General features: G+C 71.2%; 19 protein-coding genes. 12 read left to right on the plus strand and 7 right to left on the minus strand.

The features are described 5' to 3' along the window. Positions 1-96 precede the first annotated feature (96 nt). A complete protein-coding gene (locus AFL01nite_RS13810) occupies positions 97-1290 on the plus strand; it encodes an alpha/beta fold hydrolase (RefSeq protein WP_146828358.1) in 1194 nt (397 codons plus the stop codon). A 21-nt stretch (positions 1291-1311) separates the two neighbouring features. Here AFL01nite_RS13810 and AFL01nite_RS13815 read toward each other — a convergent pair whose 3' ends face one another. Then, a complete protein-coding gene (locus AFL01nite_RS13815) occupies positions 1312-2394 on the minus strand; it encodes an LCP family protein (RefSeq protein WP_146828360.1) in 1083 nt (360 codons plus the stop codon). A 130-nt stretch (positions 2395-2524) separates the two neighbouring features. On the opposite strand from AFL01nite_RS13815, the gene AFL01nite_RS13820 reads away from it, so the two are divergent. After that, positions 2525-3967, plus strand: a complete 1443-nt coding sequence (locus AFL01nite_RS13820) for an LCP family protein (protein WP_146828362.1) — start codon at positions 2525-2527, stop codon at positions 3965-3967. A 76-nt stretch (positions 3968-4043) separates the two neighbouring features. Beyond that, positions 4044-5477, plus strand: coding sequence for an LCP family protein (locus AFL01nite_RS13825; RefSeq protein WP_146828364.1), 1434 nt, complete (start codon positions 4044-4046; stop codon positions 5475-5477). Between the two features lie 40 nt (positions 5478-5517). Here the strand turns inward: AFL01nite_RS13825 and AFL01nite_RS13830 are convergent, their stop codons facing one another. The 3 genes from AFL01nite_RS13830 to AFL01nite_RS13840 all read right to left on the minus strand — a co-directional run bounded on the left by AFL01nite_RS13830 (position 5518) and on the right by AFL01nite_RS13840 (position 7897). Next, on the minus strand, positions 5518-6294 hold the full coding sequence (locus AFL01nite_RS13830; protein WP_146828366.1) for an ABC transporter ATP-binding protein: 777 nt from the start codon (positions 6292-6294) through the stop codon (positions 5518-5520). Continuing rightward, positions 6278-7141 (minus strand): ABC transporter permease, encoded by an 864-nt coding sequence (locus tag AFL01nite_RS13835; protein WP_146828368.1) that lies wholly within the window; start codon positions 7139-7141, stop codon positions 6278-6280. Before AFL01nite_RS13835 ends, AFL01nite_RS13830 begins: the two co-directional genes overlap by 17 nt. An 87-nt stretch (positions 7142-7228) precedes the next feature. Continuing rightward, on the minus strand, positions 7229-7897 hold the full coding sequence (locus tag AFL01nite_RS13840; RefSeq protein ID WP_186813959.1) for a TIGR03089 family protein: 669 nt from the start codon (positions 7895-7897) through the stop codon (positions 7229-7231). A gap of 104 nt (positions 7898-8001) precedes the next feature. Here AFL01nite_RS13840 and AFL01nite_RS13845 point away from each other — a divergent pair, with 104 nt between their 5' ends. From AFL01nite_RS13845 to AFL01nite_RS13855, 3 genes are read left to right on the plus strand one after another with little or no spacing between them, the layout of a single operon-like run. Next, positions 8002-8253: a WhiB family transcriptional regulator gene (locus AFL01nite_RS13845; protein WP_146828372.1), complete on the plus strand. Its 252-nt coding sequence runs from the start codon at positions 8002-8004 to the stop codon at positions 8251-8253. A 53-nt stretch (positions 8254-8306) separates the two neighbouring features. Further along, a complete protein-coding gene (locus tag AFL01nite_RS13850; RefSeq protein WP_146828374.1) occupies positions 8307-11114 on the plus strand; it encodes a glycosyltransferase in 2808 nt (935 codons plus the stop codon). Then, positions 11111-12433, plus strand: coding sequence for a DUF5719 family protein (locus AFL01nite_RS13855; RefSeq protein WP_146828376.1), 1323 nt, complete (start codon positions 11111-11113; stop codon positions 12431-12433). Before AFL01nite_RS13850 ends, AFL01nite_RS13855 begins: the two co-directional genes overlap by 4 nt. A gap of 6 nt (positions 12434-12439) precedes the next feature. Here the strand turns inward: AFL01nite_RS13855 and AFL01nite_RS13860 are convergent, their stop codons facing one another. Beyond that, entirely contained in the window at positions 12440-12892 is a 453-nt protein-coding gene (locus AFL01nite_RS13860) for a metallopeptidase family protein (RefSeq protein WP_146828378.1), read from the minus strand. Between the two features lie 49 nt (positions 12893-12941). On the opposite strand from AFL01nite_RS13860, the gene AFL01nite_RS13865 reads away from it, so the two are divergent. From AFL01nite_RS13865 to ettA, 5 genes are all read left to right on the plus strand, one after another. Further along, on the plus strand, positions 12942-13292 hold the full coding sequence (locus AFL01nite_RS13865) for a DUF3499 domain-containing protein (RefSeq protein WP_146828380.1): 351 nt from the start codon (positions 12942-12944) through the stop codon (positions 13290-13292). Continuing rightward, positions 13289-13465 carry a Trm112 family protein gene (locus tag AFL01nite_RS13870; protein ID WP_146828382.1) on the plus strand — a complete coding sequence of 59 codons (177 nt, stop codon included), beginning with the start codon at positions 13289-13291 and terminating at the stop codon, positions 13463-13465. Before AFL01nite_RS13865 ends, AFL01nite_RS13870 begins: the two co-directional genes overlap by 4 nt. Before the next feature lie 84 nt (positions 13466-13549). Beyond that, positions 13550-15277 (plus strand): dynamin family protein, encoded by a 1728-nt coding sequence (locus AFL01nite_RS13875; RefSeq protein ID WP_146828384.1) that lies wholly within the window; start codon positions 13550-13552, stop codon positions 15275-15277. After that, a complete protein-coding gene (locus AFL01nite_RS13880; protein ID WP_146828386.1) occupies positions 15274-16872 on the plus strand; it encodes a GTPase in 1599 nt (532 codons plus the stop codon). The genes AFL01nite_RS13875 and AFL01nite_RS13880 overlap by 4 nt, the downstream gene beginning before the upstream one ends. Before the next feature lie 57 nt (positions 16873-16929). Continuing rightward, positions 16930-18612: an energy-dependent translational throttle protein EttA gene (ettA, locus tag AFL01nite_RS13885; protein ID WP_146828388.1), complete on the plus strand. Its 1683-nt coding sequence runs from the start codon at positions 16930-16932 to the stop codon at positions 18610-18612. A 78-nt stretch (positions 18613-18690) separates the two neighbouring features. Here ettA and AFL01nite_RS13890 read toward each other — a convergent pair whose 3' ends face one another. Further along, on the minus strand, positions 18691-19179 hold the full coding sequence (locus AFL01nite_RS13890) for a MarR family winged helix-turn-helix transcriptional regulator (protein ID WP_146828390.1): 489 nt from the start codon (positions 19177-19179) through the stop codon (positions 18691-18693). Between the two features lie 108 nt (positions 19180-19287). On the opposite strand from AFL01nite_RS13890, the gene AFL01nite_RS13895 reads away from it, so the two are divergent. Next, entirely contained in the window at positions 19288-19824 is a 537-nt protein-coding gene (locus AFL01nite_RS13895) for a YceI family protein (RefSeq protein ID WP_146828392.1), read from the plus strand. A gap of 82 nt (positions 19825-19906) precedes the next feature. On the opposite strand, the gene AFL01nite_RS13900 is transcribed toward AFL01nite_RS13895, so the two are convergent. Continuing rightward, positions 19907-20509: a TetR-type transcription factor C-terminal domain-containing protein gene (locus AFL01nite_RS13900; protein ID WP_146828394.1), complete on the minus strand. Its 603-nt coding sequence runs from the start codon at positions 20507-20509 to the stop codon at positions 19907-19909. Positions 20510-20541: the final 32 nt, after the last annotated feature.

Genomic DNA, 20541 nt, shown 5'->3' on the forward strand with positions numbered 1-20541 from the left:
GGCGGGTCGGTGCCGAGATTCGGCGCCGACCCGCCGGCGGTGCGTCTTCTGCGCGGACGCCCGGTCGAACGCGGGGTCCACGCGTAGCATGACGGCGTGATTCGACGACTGGCCGCCGTGACCCTGAGCACCGTGATGCTCCTGACCGTGGCGGCGTGCTCCGGCGAGGAGGAGGCGAAGCGCACGAAGGGGCCCGTCGGCTCCGCCTTCTACCGCCCGCCGGCCGACCTGGCCGACTACGACCACGGCGACGTCATCTGGTCGCGCAAGCTCGACGGCGGCCTGGGCCTGCAGAAGGCCGACGTGGACCTCGTCCTGTACGCCCAGCAGGGCGTGGGCGGCGACATCGTCGCCACCTCGGGGTTCGTGGCCGTGCCCGAGGGGCCGGCGCCGAAGGGCGGCTGGCCTGTCATCACGTGGGCGCACGGCACGACCGGCATGGCCGACAGCTGCGCGCCCACGCGGTCCGAGGCCGCCGTCGCGCTGCCGGGGTCGGTCAGCACCACCACGACCCGGCTGCAGCGCTGGCTCGACTCCGGGCACGCCGTCGTCGGCACCGACTACGAGGGCCTCGGCACGCCGGGCGAGCACCCCTACCTGATCGGTGCCTCGCAGGGCCGGGCCGTGCTCGACATCGTGCTGGCCGCCCGCCAGCTCGACGCCGATGTCAGCGAGCGCGTGCTGGTGGCGGGCCACTCCCAGGGTGGTCACGCCGCCCTGTGGGCCAGCTCCCTGGCCCCGCGCTACGCGCGCGAGCTCGACGTCGTGGGCACCCTCGCCTATGCGCCCCCGTCGCACCTGTCCCTCGCCGCGGAGGCCGGGCTGACGGGCGACGCGGACGTGCCGGCGGCCTTCGTCGCGATGATCCTGCGCGGGCTCGAGGTGGCTTACCCCGACCAGATCCCGGTCGCGAAGCTGCTCAACCCGCGAGGGATGAAGCTGTACCCCCGCGTGAGCGAGGACTGCCTGCTCGACCTGTTCGGCAGCAACGGGTTCGGCCTGGCGCCGATGACGGCGTTCGCGGCGAAGGGCGCCGATCCCGACCTCGTCCGGGGCAAGCTCGACGCCAACGACCCGAGCTTCCCCGACATCCGTGGACCGATCCTGATCGTGCAGGGCACGAAGGACACCACGGTGCCGATGGTGCTGACGAACGCGCTCGCCAAGGCCTATCGCGGCCGGGGCCTGGACATGACCTACACGAAGTACCGCGGCGCCGAGCACACCAACGTGCTCGACCGCTCGACCAAGCAGGTCACGACGTTCACCGAGACGGTGTTCGCCGGCTGACCGGGGTGGCCGGGCCGGCGCTCAGTCGCGCATGCCGTCCTCGGTGCACAGGTCGCCGAGCTGGTCGGTCGTGCCGGCCTTGAGGTGACCGAAGTACTTCACGGCGCGCTCGCGGTCCCACTGCACCGAGAGGTCGGCGATCGGGACGGTGCAGCTGCGGCCGTCGCCGCCGACCGCCTTGCCGAGCTTCCACGCGAAGCGCACGAACGAGGGCAGGCTCACGTCGTCGCCGACCGCGAGGGACTCGGCCGTGGTGGTCGCGACCTTGCTGAACGTGAAGGGGTTGAGCACGGTGGCGGGGGAGAGCGCCGCCTCGCCGATCGCGCCGATGACCTCGCGCTGGTGCTGACCGCGGGCGATGTCGCCGTTCGCGAACGCCTTGCGCGACCGGGAGTACGCCAGCGCCGTCTTCCCGTTCACCTCCTGGCAGCCCTCCTTGATGTTCAGGCGGGCGTCCTTGTCCTTGATGTCCTGCTCGGGGCAGATCTCGATGCCGCCGAGCGCGTCCACGACGTCGCGCAGGCCGACGAAGCCGATCTCGGAGTAGCCGTCGATGTGCACGCCGGTCTCGCCCTCGAGCGTCTCGACCAGCAGCGGCGGGCCGCCGAACGCGTAGGCCGCGTTGACCTTCGTGCGGCCGTGGCCGGGGATGTCGACCAGCGAGTCGCGGGGGATGGAGGTCAGCACGGACGGGCCCCCGCCGCCGTACGTCAGCAGCAGGATCGTGTCGGTGCGGCCGCGCGAGCGGTCCTTCGGGCGCTTGTCGGTGCCCACGAGCAGCCAGGTCGTGGCTCCGTCCTCGGGGCGGTCGCCCCCGGGAGTGGCGTCGACCTTGGTGATCTTCGACCACGCCACGAGCGGCACGATGACCAGGAAGGCGATCCACAGCACGAGCAGCAGCCACAACAGGCGCCACTTGCCCCGCGGCTTGCGCTGCCGGGGCTCGTCGGAGCGCTTCGGGCGCCCGGCCTTCGACCCCGGCGGAGGGAGGTTCGGCGGCGGCACGGCGGAGCCCGACGCGGCGGGGCGCGGCTGGTGACGACCGGACTCGTCCTCGTACAACCAGTCGTATCCGTCGCCGTCCTTGGGACCTGAGGGGGACATGTGGTGAAGGTACCGCGTACGTCCGTCGCGTGATTCCCACGCCCGGCCCTCGGCGCGTCATCCGCTCGATCCGGTGATCGCGCTCGATACTGAGGAAACCTACGGACCCTTCCCCACCGTGAGGACATCGATGCTCAACGACCGCCCGAGCGCTCTCGGCGGCACCTACGCCGACCCGACCAGCGCGACCGCCCGGATCCAGTTCCGGCGCGCCCTCACGCTCGCCGCCATGACCCTCGTGATGCCGGGCTCGGCGCAGCTGGTCCAGGGCAACAGGCGCGTCGGCCGGATCGCGATCCGGGTCTGGCTCACCGTGCTGGCCCTCGCCGCGGTGTTCGTGCTGTTCGCCCTCATGGACCGCCAGTTCGTCTTCGGGCTGGCCACCAACGCCACCTTGCTCACCCTCGGCCGCTGGGTCCTGGTCGCCCTGGCGTTGGGCTGGATCTCACTCATCGTCGACGCCTGGCGGCTCGGCCGCCCGCGCGAGCTGGCCCGACCGCACCTGGCGATCTCCACGGTCCTGCACGGCGCGCTCGTCGTCGGCACCGCGGCCGTCCTGTTCTTCGCGGCCCACACGGTGTCGGTGATGAACGGCTTCACCGACACGGTCTTCGCCTCCACGACGGTGTCGAAGCCGCACGACGGCCGTTACAACGTCCTGTTGATGGGCACCGACTCCGGCCAGGACCGCTCGGGCATGCGGCCCGACTCGATCAACGTCGCCAGCATCGACGCCGACACCGGGAAGGCCGTCCTGATCGGCCTGCCCCGCAACCTCGAGAACGTGCCCTTCCCGAAGGGCTCGCCGCTGCGCAAGCAGTTCCCGAACGGGTTCGACTGCGACGGCTGCTACCTGAACGCCGTCAACACGTGGGCCAACGACCACGCCGACCTCTTCACGACGAAGGAGCCGGGCATCGACGCCACCATGGGCGCCGTCGAGGAGATCACCGGCCTCAAGCTGAACTACTACGCGCTCGTGAACATGAAGGGCTTCTCCCGGCTCATCGACGCCGTCGGCGGCGTCGAGATCAACGTGCGCGAGCGCACCGCGATCGGCGGCATCGGCTCGCCGATCCGCGGCTACATCGAGGCCGGCGAGCAGCAGCTCTCCGGCGACAAGGCGCTCTGGTACGCGCGGTCGCGCGTCGAGAACGACGACTGGTCGCGCATGGGCCGCCAGAAGTGCGTGATGAACGCGATGGTGCGCCAGCTCAACCCGCAGAAGGTCCTGATGAACATGCAGGACATCGCCAACTCCAGCTCGGCGATGCTGCACACGAGCATCCCGCGCCAGGACCTCAACGTGTTCATGGACCTGGCCCTCAAGACCAAGTCCCAGCCGATCTCCTCGGTCTCGCTGGTGCCGCCGGTGATCTACACCGGCAACCCCGACTACGACAAGGTCCGCCGCCTGGTGTCCGACGCGGTCGGCTCGTCGCAGCGCAACGCCGAACTGCAGAAGGCGGCGCTCGTCACGGCGAAGCTCCCGCTCATCGAGGCCGGCGGCGAGACCCAGAAGAAGGACCCGCGCAAGGCCAACCGCAGCGCCGACCTGAACGAGACCTGCTGACGCGCCCCCGTGGTGTCATTCGTCAGGGACGCCGGGGTTTAATGGACCGTCATTCGCAGTCGAGGGGAGTCGTGCGTTGAGCGCTCTCGGGGCACGACCGACCCGGGTCGCCCAGAAGGGTGGACTGGGCCGCGCCCTCGTCCTGATCCTGGGCACAGTCGTGTGGCCGGGCATCGCCCAGTTCCTCGCCGGTGCGCGCCGCCTCGGCGCCGCCGTCATGGTCGCCTGGGTCGCGACGATCACGGCCGTCCTGGTCATGTGGTTCCGCTTCCGCCCCGACCGCGCGCAGGTCATCGACTGGCTGACCGATCCTGAGGTGCTGCAGGTCGCCCGCATCACCGGACTCGTCGTCACGGTGTTGTGGATGCTGCTGTTCGTCGACGCCTGGCGCCTGGCGCTCGTGCGCAGCCTCGACTGGTGGAGGCTGGGCCTGATCTCGGTCGTCAACGTCACGATCGTGGCGCTGGTGACCTCCACGACCTACCTCGGCTGGAACACGGTGACGGCGTCGAAGGACGTCGTCGAGCAGGTCTTCAGCGAGACCGAGGTGAAGTCGCCGCTCAAGGGCCGCTACAACATCCTGCTGCTGGGCGCCGACTCCGGCTCCGACCGCTTCGGCCTGCGGCCCGACTCGGTCAACCTCGTCAGCATCGACGCCGAGACCGGAGTCCCCCTCATGGTCTCGCTGCCGCGCAACCTGCAGAACGTGCCGTTCCCCGAGGACTCGCCGATGCGCGCGGTGTACCCGTACGGCTTCAACTGCGGGTCCGAGTGCCTGCTCAACGCCGTGCACACGGCCGCCGCCAACCGCACCGACCTGTACCCCGGCAGCAAGGACCCGGGCCTGGACGCCACGCTCGACGCCATCGAGGGCGTCACCGGGCTCAAGGTCAACTACTACGTCCTGGTCAACATGAACGGCTTCAAGAGCCTGGTCGACGCGGTCGGCGGCATCACGATGGACATCAAGGAGCCGATCGCCAAGTTCGGCAAGGACGACGCCTGGAAGCAGGTCTACATCCAGCCGGGACGCCAGAAGCTCAACGGCGACGACGCCCTCTGGTACGGGCGCAGCCGGGTCCAGTCCGACGACTACACGCGCATGGGCCGCCAGAAGTGCCTCATGCAGTCGATGCTCGAGCAGTTGAGCCCCGAGCAGGTCGTGCTCAACGCCGGCAAGCTCGCCAAGAGCTCGGCCGAGATGCTCAGCACCGACATCCCGGCCTCCGAGCTGGGTGCCTTCGGCGACCTGGCGCTCAAGGCCAAGGACCGCAAGATCGCCACCCTGTCGGTCGTGCCGCCGAAGTACTCCACGGTGACGCCGGACTTCGAGCAGATCCGCGCCGACGTCGCGAAGCTGGTGGCCAGGAGCGAGCGCCAGCAGCAGCGCGGTGCGACGTCGCCGACGCCCACCTCGGCCGCCCCCACGACGGAGGCGCCCACGGCGACGCCCACCACGGAGTCGCCCGGGGCCGCCAACAACACCGACGACCTCGCCGCCAGCTGCTGACCTGCAGAGCGCCACTCGCGGGACGGTGGCGCGGGCTGGGTCAGCGGGTGGCTTCGTAGGCGCTGATGACCTCGTCGGGATCGCCGTCCATCATCAGCTCGCCCTTCTCGATCCAGATGACGCGGTTGCACGTGTCGCGGATCGACTGCATCGAGTGGCTGACCAGGAACACGGTGCCGGCGTTGTCGCGGATCTCGCGGATGCGCTGCTCGCTGCGCTTGCGGAACTTGCGGTCGCCCACCGCGAGAGCCTCGTCGACGATGAGGATCTCGTGCTTGCGGACGGTGGCGATCGCGAACTTCAGGCGCGCGGTCATGCCGGAGGAGTACGTGCGCATCGGCAGGTCGATGAACGGGCGGATGCCGGCGAAGTCGACGATCTCGTCGTAGCGCTCCTCGACCTCGCGCTTGGACAGGCCCATCGCCAGGCCGCCCAGGATCACGTTGCGCTGACCCGAGAGGGTCTTGATTAGAGCCGCACCGACACCCAGCATGCTGGGCCGGGACACGGCGTAGACGGCGCCGCTGGACGACGGGGTCAGTCCGGTGATCGCGCGCATCAGCGTGGACTTGCCCGAACCGTTCGAGCCGATCACGCCGATGCTGTCGTTCTCGTAGGCCGTGAACGAGACGCCCTTGAGTGCGTGCACCGTGCGGGTGCGCTTGGCGCGTCGCAGCAGCCCGCCGCGGTCGGCCTCGGTGGCGCGCTTGCCCGTGGCGTACACCTTGTACTCGACATGGAGGTCGTCCACGATGACGACGGGCAGGCGGCTGTCCGGCCGCGCCCGCTTCCCGGTGCCCTCAGTCGACACGACCATAACGCTCCTCGGCAGCCCAGAAGAAGATGGTTCCGACGATCAGCAGTCCGATCGACCAGCACACCAGGATCGGCCAGAACTGCGTCCGCACGTCGTACAGCGGATCACTGTCGAGCAGCAACTCGCGCGCCAGGCTCAGGAAGGCGTAGAGCGGCTGGTACTCGACGTACTTCAGCAGCAGCGGCGTGTCGGCGAAGCGCACGTCGACGCTGAAGAAGATCCCGCTGGTGTAGAAGAGGAAGCGCGAGGCGAACGGCAGCAGGTTCGACAGGTCGGGCAGGTGCACGGTCAGGCGTGCCGTGATGAACGCCAGACCCAGGCAGAACATGTAGTACAGGATCAGCAGGGGAACCATCAGGAACCAGTTCAGCGACGCCTTGTGACCCAGGGCCAGCAGGAAGACCATCAGCAGCACGATGGTGGGGACCAGCTGCATGAACTTCTGGGTGACCACCGAGATCGGCAGCGACATCCGGGGGAACGAGAGGCTCTGCACGAGCGCCTGGTTGTTCGTGATGGCCTTGGAGCCGGCGCCGAAGCTCGACGAGAAGAACTCGAAGACGAACACGCCGATGATCAGGAAGACGATGAAGTCGGGGACGCCCCGCGTGCTCCGCATCAACGTGCCGAAGACGAGGCCGAACACGGCGGCCTCGAGGATCGGCTTGAGGACGATCCACAGCATGCCGAGGCGATGGCGCTGGTTCTCGGCCTCGATGCGGAACTTCGCCAGCGAGACGATGAAGTCCCTGCGTTGCGCGACGCCCCGCAGGTACTTCAGCAGCGGGGGTCGGCCGCCTACCCGGTGCAGGCCGTAGGCCTGCGGGTCGTCGACCTCTGAGGACATGCGCGGTTCCTGTCGTGAAATTTCCGGCGCATCCGTCGGCTGCCCGGATGCCCCGACGAGTCTAGGGCACCCCCCATGGCGATCGACTCAACGTCTCCGGTCGTCGAGCCGGGCATGTTCCTGCTGGGCGATGCGGTCGAGGTCGGCAGGCTCCGCACCGGCCACGATGACGAGGGAGCCCCCTCCCGCGAGGGCCGCCACGAGGTCGGCCGCATCGTGCGCGAGCGATTGCGGCTCACGCACGACGCGGTCCGTCAGCGGCGCGGCGGCGAGCAGCCCGGCGTGCGTGGTCGTGCGGCCGTCGAGGTCCAGTGCGACGTCGTCCGGGGTCGGCGGGTCGAGGTCGACGAACACGTCGGGACTCGAGGGGACATGGATCGCGGTGTCGAGGAAGCCGGCCGGCTCGGTGGGGAAGCGCCCGCCGAGGGGGCGCAACGACGCGGCCAGGCGCACGGGCTCGTCCGCCTCGAGCTCAGGACCCGACAGGCCGATCTGTGCGTCGTGGTCGGTGACGACGGCGCCGATGCGCCATGCCCCGAGCAGCCAGACGGTGCGCAGCCAGTGACTCGGCAGCCCGATCCGGATCCGCGTGCCGCGCTCGGCGTCGAGCTCGTCCACGAGCAGGTTGGCCACCTTGGCCACCCAGTTCGCCAGCGTCACGCCGCTGAGCTCGACCCGCTCGCCGGTCGAGACGTCGTAGTAGGTCACGACCGGGGTGGGGGTGGGCGTCAGGACGGTGGCGAGGGTGGGGGTCACGAGTTGCACGCTAGCGCGCGCCGCCGAGGCGCGACACGCCGAAGAATCCCTGACATTTGCTATTCGGCTTGACGTTTGGCAGAGAGACGTCTGTAATTACAGACATGTCATTAGTCGGTTGGATCGAGGGCGACGACCCCGAGCTCATGTGGCAGGAGCGCGCGCTGTGCGCTCAGACCGACCCCGAGTCGTTCTTCCCTGAGAAGGGCGGCTCCACGCGCGAGGCGAAGCGCGTGTGCCTGAGCTGCGACGTCAAGGGAGAGTGCCTCGAGTATGCCCTCGCCCACGACGAGCGCTTCGGCATCTGGGGTGGACTGTCCGAGCGTGAGCGTCGCAAGCTCAAGAAGCGCGCCTGATCGCGCACGCTGCTGACCCCGGCGGCTCGACGCCACCGCCTAAGGTGGCGACCATGCACGCCGACGCACCCGAGGACGCTCCCGTCCCCGCCTGGCGTTCCCGCCCCCCGACCGTCCTGGCCGTCCTGGTCGCCCACCGCGGATCGCGCTGGCTCTCCCAGACGCTCGCGTCGCTCGACCGCCTGAACCACCGTCCCGACCACCTGGTCCTCGTCCACGACGACAGCGACCCGGCCACCCGCGACCTGCTGCTCGCCCACGCCGGCGCCTCGCGGGTCGTCAAGGCGAAGCCCCGAGGTGGGTTCGGCGCCCAGGTCGCCGCCGCCGTCGAGTCCGAGACCGAGGCGTACGACTGGATCTGGATGCTGCACGACGACCAGATCTGCGACCCTGACGCGCTGTCCGGCCTGCTCGACGAGGCCACCGCAGATCCCGACATCGGCATCGTGGGCCCGAAGGTGCGCGAATGGCCGTCGCTGCGCCGCCTCCTCGAGGTCGGTCTCACCGTGACCGGCACCGGTCAGCGCGAGACGATGCTGGAGTCGGGCGAGCCCGACGCCGGCCAGCACGACCGCCCGCGTGACGTCCTCGCCGTCGGCTCGGCCGGCATGCTCGTGCGCCGCGACGTGTGGGAGCGGCTCGGCGGCACCGACCCGCGGCTGCCGCTGTTCTTCGACGACATCGACCTCGGTTGGCGCGCCAACCGTGCCGGCTACCGCGTCCGCACCGCCCCGCGCTCGGTCGTCTTCCACGCCGAGGCCAGCGGCAACCGGCGCCGCGTCCGGCGCAAGGGCGTCCGCGAGCACGCGGGCGAGCGCCGCGCGGCTGCCCTCCACACGATGCTGGCCAACAGCGACCCGCTGGCGTTCCCGTTCACGACGATCCGGCTGTTCCTGGGGTCGCTCGTGCGCTTCGTCGGCTTCCTCATCGGCAAGGACCTGCGGTCGGCCCGCGGCGAGATCATGGCGATGGTCACCGTGTTCGCCAACCCGGGCCCGATGATCGCCGCACGCCGCCGCCGCAAGCCCATGGTGAAGCGCAGCAACCGCGAGCTGGCCGACGTGTTCGCTCCGTTCTGGATGCCGTACCAGCACGGGCTCGACGTCGCCGCCACCACGATGCAGGCGGTCGTCCGGCCCGAGTCGGTCGAGTCGATCGGCCTGCGCACGATCGGCGTGGCCGACGACGACGAGGAGGATCCCGTCGTCGTCGACCTGCCGCCGTGGTGGCGCCGTCGACCGTGGCTCACGTGGGTCATCGTGCTCCTGCTCGTGTCGGTCGTCGCCGCGCGGTCGGTGGCCGCGGGGCACCTCTTCAGCCCCGTCCTGCCGGCGTCGCCGGGTTCGGTGAGCGACTGGTGGGGCCTGCTGTTCGAGCGCTCGCACGCCGTCGGGCTCGGCAGCGCCGACGGCGCCCCGGCGTACGTCGTGCCCCTCGCGCTGGTGGGCCTCGTCGCCTGGTTCGCCCCCGGCCTGATCGCCTGGATCCTCACCGTCCTGGCCGTGCCGTTCGCGGCGCTCACCGCCCACCGCTTCGGGCGGCTGGTCAGCGACGACCGGGGCGCCCGCATGGTGTGGGCGGTCTCGTACGGCCTCATGGTGGCCGTCACCGGCGCCGTCGCCGGCGGACACCTGGGCACCGTCGTGACCCTCGTCGTCGCGCCGCTGTTCGCCAACGTGCTGCTGCGCCTGGTGCTCGAGCCCACCTGGACGCGTGCCGCGCTCGTCGGCCTGTGGATCGCGCTCGTGGCCGCGTTCGCGCCGGTGGCCTGGGTCCTGGGCATGATCGCGCTGGTCGTCTGCGCCCTGCTCGTCCGGCCGGCCGCCCGCCACCTCGCGCTCAGTGCCGTCGTGGGCACCGTGCTGCTGGGCCCGTGGCTGGTCGACCGGGTGCTCTCCGGCCGGATCTGGTGGGAGGCCGGCAACCCGGTCGACGCGCGCGCCACGGCGTGGGACGTCGTCACCGGCACCGGCGGCGGGATGGGCTCGGCCCCGTGGTGGGTCGCGCTGCCGCTGATGGTGCTGGCCGTCGCGGCGCTCGTCCCCGAGGCCACGCGCCGCTCCGTCACGGGCGCCTGGATCGTGGCGCTCGTCGGACTGGCCGCCGGTCTCCTGGCGTCCGTCTCCACCTTCGTCCCGTACCCCGGCGCCCCCGAGGTGCGGGCCTGGGCCGGACTCGGAGCCGGAGTGTGGCTCGGCGGCCTGCTGACGGCCGTCCTCTTCGCGTGGCCGGTCCTGCGCACCCGACGCCATCGCGCCTGGCGCCGTCCTGCGATCGCGCTGCTGGCCGCGTTCCCGATCCTGGCCGGCGGCTGGCTCGTCGTGCGCGGCATCGACGATCCCCTCGAGTCGGGCGACGCGCGGGTCGTCCCGGCCTTCCTGGCGGCCCGACCCGGCACCACCGTCGTGCTCACCGGCGACTCCGAGGCCGGCATCGTCGCGGACGCCGTCGTCGGTCCCGGCCCGTACCTCGGTGCCGAGGCGCTGCGGACGACGGCCGACCGCGAGGAGCGGTTGCACGACACGATCGTCTCCCTCGTGACCACGCCCACCCGTGACGACGTCGACCAGCTCGCGCGGCTCGGCGTCGACAACCTCTACGCACCCGATGTCGACCTCGACCTGGCCCGCCGCCTCGACGCGGCTCCCGGCCTCGCGCAGAAGGGCAGCGACTCGCCCGACTCCCGGGTCTGGTCCGTGCAGTCGGAGGTCGAGCCCGACGCCGCGCCTCGTGCCGGCACATCCCGGCCCTGGCTCGCCGGGCTCTGGGTGCTGGCCTGGATCGGCGCCCTCATCGCGGCGCTGCCCGTGCGCCGCGACCCGGCCTCCGGGCCGTCGCCGGACGAGGAGGACGACGCATGATCGGCCGATTCCCCGTACGACTCGTCCTGCCGCTGATCGCCGTGCTGCTCGTGGCGGCGGTGTGGTTCGTGCCCGAGCCCGAGCCGCCCGTGGTCGCCGGCGGCAGCAGCAGGGTCGACGTCCGACAGAGCGTGTGGGCGTGCCCGGTCGCGTCCGGCTGGACCGTGGCCGCCGGCCAGGTCGCGCCCGGCACCGAGGCCGTCGCGCGCCCGATCCCGTCGGAGGCCGCCCCGGATCCCGTGTGGGCCCAGGCCGATCGCTGGCGCACCGCCGAGCCCGGCGGCCAGGGCCTGGTCCTCCAGCAGACCGGTGAGGGGTCCGGCTCGGTCGGCTACGTCGCCGGCGACCGCGGCCGCTCAGCGATCCTCGGCTCCTGCCCGCCGGTCGTCGACGAGGCCTGGTTCGTCGGCCTGGGCGACCGCGGGCGCAAGGACGCCACGATCACGCTGATCAACCTGGGCGAGAACCGCGCGGTGGCCGACCTGACGTGGTGGGGTGCCAACGGCCCGATCCAGTCCCTCGACACCTCGGGCCTGGTCGTCGAGGCCGGTGAGCGCCGCGAGATCTCGGTCGACGAGGTCGCCGCCGGCGAAGGGGCGGTCGCGGCGCACGTCTCACGGCGTCGCGGCTCGCTGACGGCGGTGGCCCTCGACGCGGGCCCGGGCGGTGCCGACCTCGTGTCGCCGGCGCCCGGCGCCGCGCGGTCGCAGGTGCTGGCTGGCCTCCCGCGGGGCGACGCCACCCGCCTCGCACTCGCCAACCCCGGCACCTCCACCGCGCACGTCACCGTAGCGGTGCGGGGATCGGAGGGCTCCTTCGCGGCGCAGGGCCTCGAGAACGTGTCGGTCGAGCCCGAGTCGACACGCGTCGTGGACCTGCCCGAGGCGATCGACCTCGACCGGGCGTCGCTCTCGGTGACCTCCGACCTGCCCGTGGTCGCGTCGGCATCGGTCGAGACCGACGACGACGTCGCGCGCGTCGTGCCGTCGCCGGCGATCACCGGCCCGGCCGTCGTTCCGGTCCGACTCGCGGGGCGTGCCGTGCGGCTCGTGCTGACCAGCGACACGTCCGCCCAGGTCGAGGTCGAGGCGTTCTCGGCCACGATGACGTCGCTGGGCACGCAGCGCGTCGCCGTCCAGGAGGGCGCCTCCACCACCGTCGGCCCGGCGCGGGGCAGGCCCGCCTACCTGGTGATCACGCCCGCGGACGGCGCCGAGGTCAGGGCCGGTCTCTGGCAGGTCGACGGCGACCGGGTCGCCGCGACCCCGGTTCGTCCGGCGCCGGTCTCGGTGATCGCGCCGGGCGTCTCGGTGCGCTGAGGCGGCTCAGCCCCGCGGGTCGAGGTCCTCGGGGTCGTGGTGCCAGACCTCGCCGAGGCGGGTGAGCAGCACGGCCCAGACGAGGTCCTCGACCTCACCGGCCGACCGCGCCCGGCCGATGATCGGCAGCCGGTAGAGCACGATCCGGTAGCCGCCGGGAGCGGGATTGACGATGCTGCGGGGGACGGGCTCGTCCCAGCCCGGCGGCAGCAGTGGCGCCTCCTCGATCGCGACCTCGACATGGTCGGGCTCGCGGTCGAAGTGCCGGTCGAGCCGGGTCAGGACGTCGGAGACGAGGTCGTCGAACGCCTCGCGCGGGTTGCGGTGGACGGGCGCGCCGCGGGGGCTCAGGGGGCCGGGCAGCGACAGCACGCCGCGCGGTCCGCGCCCGCGCCGGTCGCGCGCGGCGCCGGGACGCGGGCCGTGGACCTCGGGACCTGGTCCGGGTTCGCTGGCCACCCGGTGAGCCTACTGCGGTCCTGCGGTCCGGCGGGCTAACCTCGCCCTCGTGGGACTGCAACGTCGATGCTCGCGCGCAGGCTGCCCGAACTCCGCGGTGGCCACGCTGACGTACGTGTACGCCGATTCGGTCGCGGTGCTCGGACCTCTCGCCACCTACGCCGAGCCCCACGCCTACGACCTGTGCTCGCGCCATGCCGAGCGGCTGTCCGCCCCGCAGGGGTGGAGCGTCGTGCGCCTGGCCCCGGAGTTCCACGAGCCCGAGCCGACGCACGACGACCTGGTCGCCCTCGCCGAGGCGGTCCGCGAGGCCGGGCGCCCGATCACCGAGCCGGCCGCGGACGACGGCGGGCCCGTGCTGCGCCTGGTCCGCAACGACTCGACTACGGTGGTCCCGTGAACCTCGATCCAGCGCTCGTCGAGATCCTCGTCTGTCCCCAGTGCCGCTCCGGCCTGTTCGTGGACGTCGAGGCCGAGGAGCTCGTGTGCAACGGCTGCGCCCTGGCGTATCCCGTCCGCCGCGACATCCCCGTGATGTTGGTCGACGAGGCGCGACCGCTCAACCCCTCCTGACACTTCTGTCACATCAGTAACCACCACCACAGCCGTTCGGTGGGTCCGGTCCCCGCGTCTCGACTACCATTGAAGAGATCTGAGATGACTGAGCCGACCGCTGTTCCCCCGCGCGAGGCCGTGGTCGAGGACGGTTTGCTCCAGGGCCTGTCGGGTCTCGCCGCTGCCGTCGTCGCCACGCCCTTGGTGCTTGAGGTACCCGGAGTCGACCGGGACCGGGCCCTCCAGCGCGAGGTCTCCGAGCAGCTGGGCGACTACGTCGTGCCCCGGTTGGAGAACATCGGCGCCCCGTTGCTGGTCGTCGTGGGCGGCTCCACGGGGGCCGGCAAGTCCACCTTGGTCAACTCGATCGTGGGCCGCCGGGTCACGGCCACGGGCGTCCTCCGTCCCACCACGCGCACGCCGGTGCTCGTCCACCACCCCGCCGACACCGAGTGGTTCCGGTCCGGCCGCATCCTGCCGGAGGTCGCGCGCACCGGGTCCAACAGCCGTCGCGCCAACACGATCCGCCAGGTCGCCTGCTCGACGCTGTGGCCGGGCATCGCCGTCCTGGACGCCCCCGACTTCGACTCCATCGACGAGACCAACCGCGAGATGGCCGAGCAGCTCCTCGGGGCCGCCGACCTGTGGCTGTTCGTCACGTCGGCCGCGCGCTACGCCGACCAGGTCCCGTGGGACTACCTGCGCCGTGCCGCCGACCGCGATGCCTCGATCGCCGTCGTCCTCGACCGCACGTCGGACGAGGCCCTCGTCGAGGTGCGCCGCCACCTGGCCCGCATGCTCAGCGAGCACGGACTGTCGGACGTGGCCCTGTTCTCCGTGCCCGAGTCCACCCCCGACTCCGAGGGCGTCCTGCCCCCGTCGGACGTCGAGCAGGTCGTCACCTGGCTGCACGTGCTGGCCGACGACGAGGCGCAGCGGCGCGCGATCGTCCTCAAGACCCTGCAGGGCGCGATCCTGCACGACATCGAGTCGTCACGGCAGCTCGAGGGCGCGCTCACCCGCCAGGTCGACGCCGCGGCCCAGCTGCGGCAGGACGTCGAGTCCGTCTACCTCGGCGCGCACAGCGACCTGATGACCGCCGCGACCGACGGCACCATGCTGCGCGGCGAGGTGCTGGCCCGCTGGCAGGACTTCGTGGGCTCGGGCGAGATCTTCCGCAAGCTCGAGCGCACCGTGGGCTCGTGGCGCGACCGGCTCTTCAAGCGCAAGCCCACCAGCCCCGAGGAGGTCGAGGAGGCCGCGCTGTCGGGCCTGCACCTGATGATCCTCGACCGGGCCGAGCGGGCCGCCGAGGAGGTCGCCCGCGCCTGGGACGGCTCCGAGGCCGGACGGGCGCTGCTCGACCGCCAGCGCGGACTCGACCGCGCCTCCCGCGACGTCCGCGTGCGGGCCGAGCGCATCGCGCGCGAGTGGCGCGAGTCGGTGTTCGATCTCGTCGCCGAGCAGGGTGCCGACAAGAAGACCAAGGCACGCGCGCTGTCCTTGGGCGTCAACGCCGCTGGCGTCACGCTCATGGTCGTCGTGTTCGCCGGCACCGCCGGCCTGACCGGCGCCGAGCTGGGCATCGCCGGTGGCACCGCCGCGGCTGGCCAGGCCGTGCTCAACGCCGTCTTCGGCGACCAGGCCGTGCGAGCGCTGGCCGAGCAGGCGGGACAGGACCTCTCGCGCCGCCTCGAGGACCTGTTGGAGTCCGAGGCCGACCGCTTCCTGGACCTGCTGCCCGACCCGGTGGCGCTCGAGACCTCGCAGTGGCAGCTGGAGGCCGCGATCGCGGCCGTCGACAAACCTCGAGGGAGGCGGAGCCGATGAGCGCCCTGGACGAGCGGGTCACCGCACTGCGCTCGGCGATCGACGCCGCCGGCGACGTCATCGACCCCGAGCTCGTCGCCCCCGCGGAGGCGACCTTCACGCACGCCCGCGAGCGGCTGGACCACTCGATGCAGCACACCGTCGTGGTGCTGGCCGGGTCCACGGGATCGGGCAAGTCCTCGCTGTTCAACCGGCTGAGCGGCCTCGAGCTGGCCGAGGTCGGCTACCTGCGTCCCACCACGTCGCAGCCGTTGGCCTGCGCGTGGGGCCCGGCGGGCGCGACGGAGCTGCTCGACTGGATCGGCGTGTCGCGGCGCGACCAGATCTCGCGGCGCAGCATCCTCGACGCCCCGAAGGATGACGCGTTCGAGGGCCTCGTCCTGCTCGACCTGCCCGACCACGACTCGGTCGTGATGGCCAACCAGGAGGTCGTCGACCACGTCGCACGGTACGCCGACCTGTTCGTGTGGGTCCTCGACCCGCAGAAGTACGCCGACGCGGCGATCCACGCGCGCTACCTCCGCCCGCTGGCCACGCACAAGGACTCGTCCGTCATCGTCCTCAACCAGGCCGACCGGCTGAGCGAGACCGACCTCAAGATGGCCGTGAACGACCTCGAGCACATCCTCGAGCGCGAGGGCTTCGCCGGGGTGCCGGTCATCGCCACGAGTGCGCTCACCGGTGCGGGCCTGCCCGAGCTGCGTGCCGAGATCGGCCGCCGGATCACGTCCAAGCGAGCGTCCCAGGCGCGCCTGGTCGCCGATGTGCGCCAGGTCGCCCTGCAGCTCGCCGCGGTCGGGGGAGTGGAGCCCGTGCCGGGCCTCGACCGCCCCACCCGCGACGGGCTCGTCGACACCTTCGTCGCCTGCGCCGGCGTCCCGCAGATCGCCGACGCCGTTGAGGACTCGATGGCGCGCCGCGCGGTCGTCGCCACCGACTGGCCGCTGATCGGCTGGATCGGACGGCTGCGCCACGACCCGCTGCGCGAGCTCGGCTTCGGTCGGTCCGCGCGCGACGCGGTCGCCGGCACGATGCCGATCTCCCCGACGGTGCAGCGCGCCCGGGCCGACCTCGCCCTGCGGGAGGCCACCGAGGCGGCCACCGAGGGCATGTCCCGGCCGTGGCGCGCCTCCGTGATCGACGCGGTCGTCGGCGACGGCGCCCGTGCCGTGATCGACGAGCTCGACGAGTCCGTGGCCGGCGTCGACCTGGGCCTCAAGCACCGTCCGCTGTGGTGGACCGCCGTCGGCGCCCTGCAGTGGCTGACCTTCCTGGCCGTGATCGGCGGCGTCGCCTGGGCGATCGCCTCGGTCGCGGGCCTGGTCGACCCCGACCCGTGGTCCGGCGCACCCCGGCCGCTGGGCCTGAGCCTGCCGATCATGCTCATCGCCCTCGGCCTGCTCTTCGGGATCGTGCTGACGGTCGGCTCGCGCTGGCTGGGCGCCGTGGGGGCCCGCCGGGCGGGCGCCAAGGCCGAGAAGAAGCTCACCGAGGCCATCAACCGCACGACCGAGCGCATCGTCGTCGCGCGCCTGCGCAGCGAGCTCGACCGCTACGAGCGTTGGCGCAACGGCCTGGCCAACGCCACCCGCTGAGCGGGGGCCACTGCGGTTCGCCGCCCTTGCCGTGCTCTCGCTAGGCTGGTGGGCATCATGGCTGACTACGTCCTCTCTCTGCGCAACGTCCGCAAGGCCCATGGCGACAAGGTCGTCCTCGACAACGTCTCCCTCTCGTTCCTGCACGGGGCGAAGATCGGCGTCGTGGGCCCCAACGGCATGGGCAAGTCCACGCTGCTCAAGCTGATGGCGGGTCTCGAGCACTCCAACAACGGCGACATCGTGCGCGACCCCGACGCCTCGGTGGGCATGCTCCAGCAGGAGCCCCCGCTGACCGAGGGCAAGACGGTGCTCGAGAACGTCGAGGAGGCCGTCTCCGAGATCAAGGGCAAGATGAAGCGCCTCGAGGAGGCGTACGCCGAGATGGGCGAGCCCGACGCCGACTACGACGCGCTGATGGCCGAGACCGGCGACCTGCAGACCTACCTCGACAACACCAACGCGTGGGACATCGACAGCCGCCTCGAGCAGGCCATGGACGCGCTCCGCTGCCCGCCCACCGACGCGATCGTCGACACCCTCTCCGGTGGTGAGCGCCGCCGCGTCGCGCTGTGCAAGCTGCTGCTGCAGCAGCCCGACCTGCTGCTGCTCGACGAGCCCACCAACCACCTGGACGCCGAGAGCGTGCAGTGGCTCGAGGGTCACCTCAAGAGCTACCCCGGCGCCGTCCTGGCCGTCACCCACGACCGGTACTTCCTCGACAACGTCGCCGAGTGGATCGCCGAGGTCGACCGCGGCCAGATCCACGGCTACGAGGGCAACTACTCGACCTACCTCGAGACGAAGAAGGACCGCCTCAAGATCGAGGGCCAGAAGGACGCCAAGCGCGCCAAGATGCTCGAGCGCGAGCTCGAGTGGGTCCGCTCCAACGCGAAGGGCCGCCAGACCAAGAGCAAGTCGCGTCTGGCCCGCTACGAGGAGCTCGCCGCCGAGGCCGAGAAGGCCCGCAAGATCGACACCACGGACATCAACATCCCGGCCGGCCCGCGCCTGGGCGACGTCGTGCTCGACGCGAAGGGCCTGACCAAGGGGTTCGAGGGTCGCGTCCTGTGGGACGACATCACGTTCTCGCTGCCGCGCGCCGGCATCGTGGGCGTCGTCGGTCCCAACGGCGTCGGCAAGACCACCCTCTTCCGCATGATCACGGGCAACGAGGAGCCGGACTCCGGCGTCCTCGAGGTCGGCAAGACGGTCAAGATCAGCTACGTCGACCAGAACCGCGCCAACATCGACCCGAACAAGAACGTGTGGGAGGTCGTCTCCGAGGGCCTGGACTTCATCAAGGTCGCCAACTTCGAGATGAACTCGCGCGCGTACGTCGCGTCGTTCGGCTTCAAGGGCTCCGACCAGCAGAAGAAGGCCGGCGTGCTCTCCGGTGGTGAGCGCAACCGCCTGAACCTGGCGCTGACCCTCAAGCAGGGCGGCAACATGCTGCTGCTCGATGAGCCCACCAACGACCTCGACGTCGAGACCCTGTCGTCGCTCGAGGACGCGCTGCTGGACTTCCCCGGCTGCGCCGTGGTGACCTCGCACGATCGCTGGTTCCTCGACCGCATCGCCACGCACATCCTGGCGTGGGAGGGCACCGAGGACGAGCCCGGCCACTGGTTCTGGTTCGAGGGCAACTTCGCGTCCTACGAGGCCAACAAGGTCGAGCGCCTCGGCGAGGAGGCGGCCCGCCCGCACCGCGTCACGCACCGCCGCCTCACCCGCGACTGAGGTCCCCGCCTCGCTGAGTTGCACGTTTCGCCCGCGACACACCGTGTTGCGGTGCCGGAACGTGCAACTCAGCGCGTCCTAAAAGGTCCGGCCGCCGATCGCGGCCTGGATGGCGTCCATGACGCGCTGGGTGGCGGCGAGGTCCTCGGCGGAGCACTGGTCGATCAGGTACTCGCGCACGCCGCGCACGTGCGTGTGGGCGGCGGTGGCGAGCAGCTCGAAGCCCCGGTCGGTGAGGACGGCGGTGACGCCGCGGCCGTCGGTGCCGCACTGGGTGCGCAGGACGATGCCGTCGCGCTCGAGCCGGCTGATCGTGTGGGTGATGCGACTGCGCGAGTGCGACAGTGCCGCGGCGAGGTCGGCCATGCGGATGGAGCGGTCGGGCGCCTCGGAGAGCCGTACGAGGATCTCGTACTCCGACATCGACAGGCCGTGCTCGCTGCGCAGGTCGCGGTCGAGGCGGTCCATTAGCACGGTTGTGCCGCCCAGGAACGAGCGCCATGCCTGCTGCTGGGTCTCGTCGAGCCAGCGGGTCTCGTTGACGGAGGCGATGGTCAGATCGGTCATGAGACTAGTTTACCCGTTCAAGTACTTGATTGAAAGTTCAACCATGTGCTAGCGTGGATCTTGTTGAACGATCAACAGGACGATCAACCCCACACTTCAGGAGACACCATGAGCGACATCACCCCCGGCACCTGGCAGCTGGACCCCACGCACACCGAGATCGGCTTCACCGTCCGCCACATCATGAGCAAGGTGCGCGGCAAGTTCGAGAAGTTCGAGGGCACGATCGTCACGTCCGAGGACGTCACCGCCTCGCACGCCACGGCCACCATCGACCTCTCGTCGATCAACACCGGCACGGCCGACCGTGACAACCACCTGCGCTCGGGCGACTTCTTCAACGTCGAGAGCACGCCGACGATGACGTTCGTCTCCACCGGCGTGGTGCGCAAGGGCGACACCGACTTCGTCGTCACCGGCGACCTGACGATCAAGGACGTCACGAAGCCGATCGAGCTGGCCGTCGACTTCCTCGGCGAGGGCAAGGACCCGTGGGGCGGCACCCGTGTCGGCGTCGAGGCCACCGGTCAGCTGAGCCGCAAGGACTTCGGCATCGACTTCAACATCCCCCTCGAGGGCGACAAGGTCATGATCGGCGACAAGATCACGCTGCAGATCACGGCCGAGGCGGTCCTGCAGGCCTGACCTGCGCCACCGTCGAACGGGGCTCGCGACACCCATCCCCCCGGGGTGTCGCGGGCCCCGTCGTCGTGTCCGGGGGAGGGGCTCAGGCTGCGCCGACCATGCGCACGGCCAGCTCGCCGTGCAGAGCGGCGATCTCGTCGGGCGTCGTCGGGCCGCCCGGGTGGTACCAGCGCACGAGGTCGATGCTGAGCGAGAGCAGCGCCAGCGCCGTGCCCTTGGCGTCGGCGACGCTCATGACGTCGGCCTTCACGCCGGCTTCGATGGCTTCGCGCATGAGGGCCTCGATCGCGCGGCGGTACTCGGCGATCTCGGCACGGTGCTCGGGGGTCAGGGCATCGAACTCGTACTGCACGATGCGGCCGACGCGGCTGTTGACGGCGTGCCAGCGGCTGAACTCGGCGACCATCGCGCGGACGCGCTCGACGGGGTCGTCGGTGCTGGTGGAGGCCTGGTGGATGATCTCGACGGCGGACAGGTGCCCGCGGCGCGAGATCTCGAACAGCAGGTCCTCCTTCGTCGCGTGGTGCACGTAGACCGCCGCCGGGCTCATGCCCGCACGGGACGCGATGTCGCGCGTCGTGGTGCCGGCGAACCCCGATGTCGCGAAGGCCTCGACGGCGGCGTCGAGGAGGCGCTCACGGGTCGATGCGGATCGGTCGCGACCGTTCGCCGAGTCGGTGGTCATGGTGGACAGCATGACGCAGGAATGTCAGACTA

The sequence above is a fragment of the Aeromicrobium flavum genome (assembly GCF_007992115.1).
Lineage (GTDB): Bacteria > Actinomycetota > Actinomycetes > Propionibacteriales > Nocardioidaceae > Aeromicrobium > Aeromicrobium flavum.

Coding starts and splice junctions, on each gene's coding strand:
- AFL01nite_RS13815 (WP_146828360.1), bottom strand. CDS start 2,394: ATGTCCCCCTCAGGTCCCAAGGACGGCGACGGATACGACTGGTTGTAC.
- AFL01nite_RS13820 (WP_146828362.1), top strand. CDS start 2,525: ATGCTCAACGACCGCCCGAGCGCTCTCGGCGGCACCTACGCCGACCCG.
- AFL01nite_RS13830 (WP_146828366.1), bottom strand. CDS start 6,294: ATGGTCGTGTCGACTGAGGGCACCGGGAAGCGGGCGCGGCCGGACAGC.
- AFL01nite_RS13835 (WP_146828368.1), bottom strand. CDS start 7,141: ATGTCCTCAGAGGTCGACGACCCGCAGGCCTACGGCCTGCACCGGGTA.
- AFL01nite_RS13845 (WP_146828372.1), top strand. CDS start 8,002: ATGTCATTAGTCGGTTGGATCGAGGGCGACGACCCCGAGCTCATGTGG.
- AFL01nite_RS13850 (WP_146828374.1), top strand. CDS start 8,307: ATGCACGCCGACGCACCCGAGGACGCTCCCGTCCCCGCCTGGCGTTCC.
- AFL01nite_RS13855 (WP_146828376.1), top strand. CDS start 11,111: ATGATCGGCCGATTCCCCGTACGACTCGTCCTGCCGCTGATCGCCGTG.
- AFL01nite_RS13875 (WP_146828384.1), top strand. CDS start 13,550: ATGACTGAGCCGACCGCTGTTCCCCCGCGCGAGGCCGTGGTCGAGGAC.
- AFL01nite_RS13880 (WP_146828386.1), top strand. CDS start 15,274: ATGAGCGCCCTGGACGAGCGGGTCACCGCACTGCGCTCGGCGATCGAC.
- ettA (WP_146828388.1), top strand. CDS start 16,930: ATGGCTGACTACGTCCTCTCTCTGCGCAACGTCCGCAAGGCCCATGGC.
- AFL01nite_RS13890 (WP_146828390.1), bottom strand. CDS start 19,179: ATGACCGATCTGACCATCGCCTCCGTCAACGAGACCCGCTGGCTCGAC.
- AFL01nite_RS13895 (WP_146828392.1), top strand. CDS start 19,288: ATGAGCGACATCACCCCCGGCACCTGGCAGCTGGACCCCACGCACACC.
- AFL01nite_RS13900 (WP_146828394.1), bottom strand. CDS start 20,509: ATGACCACCGACTCGGCGAACGGTCGCGACCGATCCGCATCGACCCGT.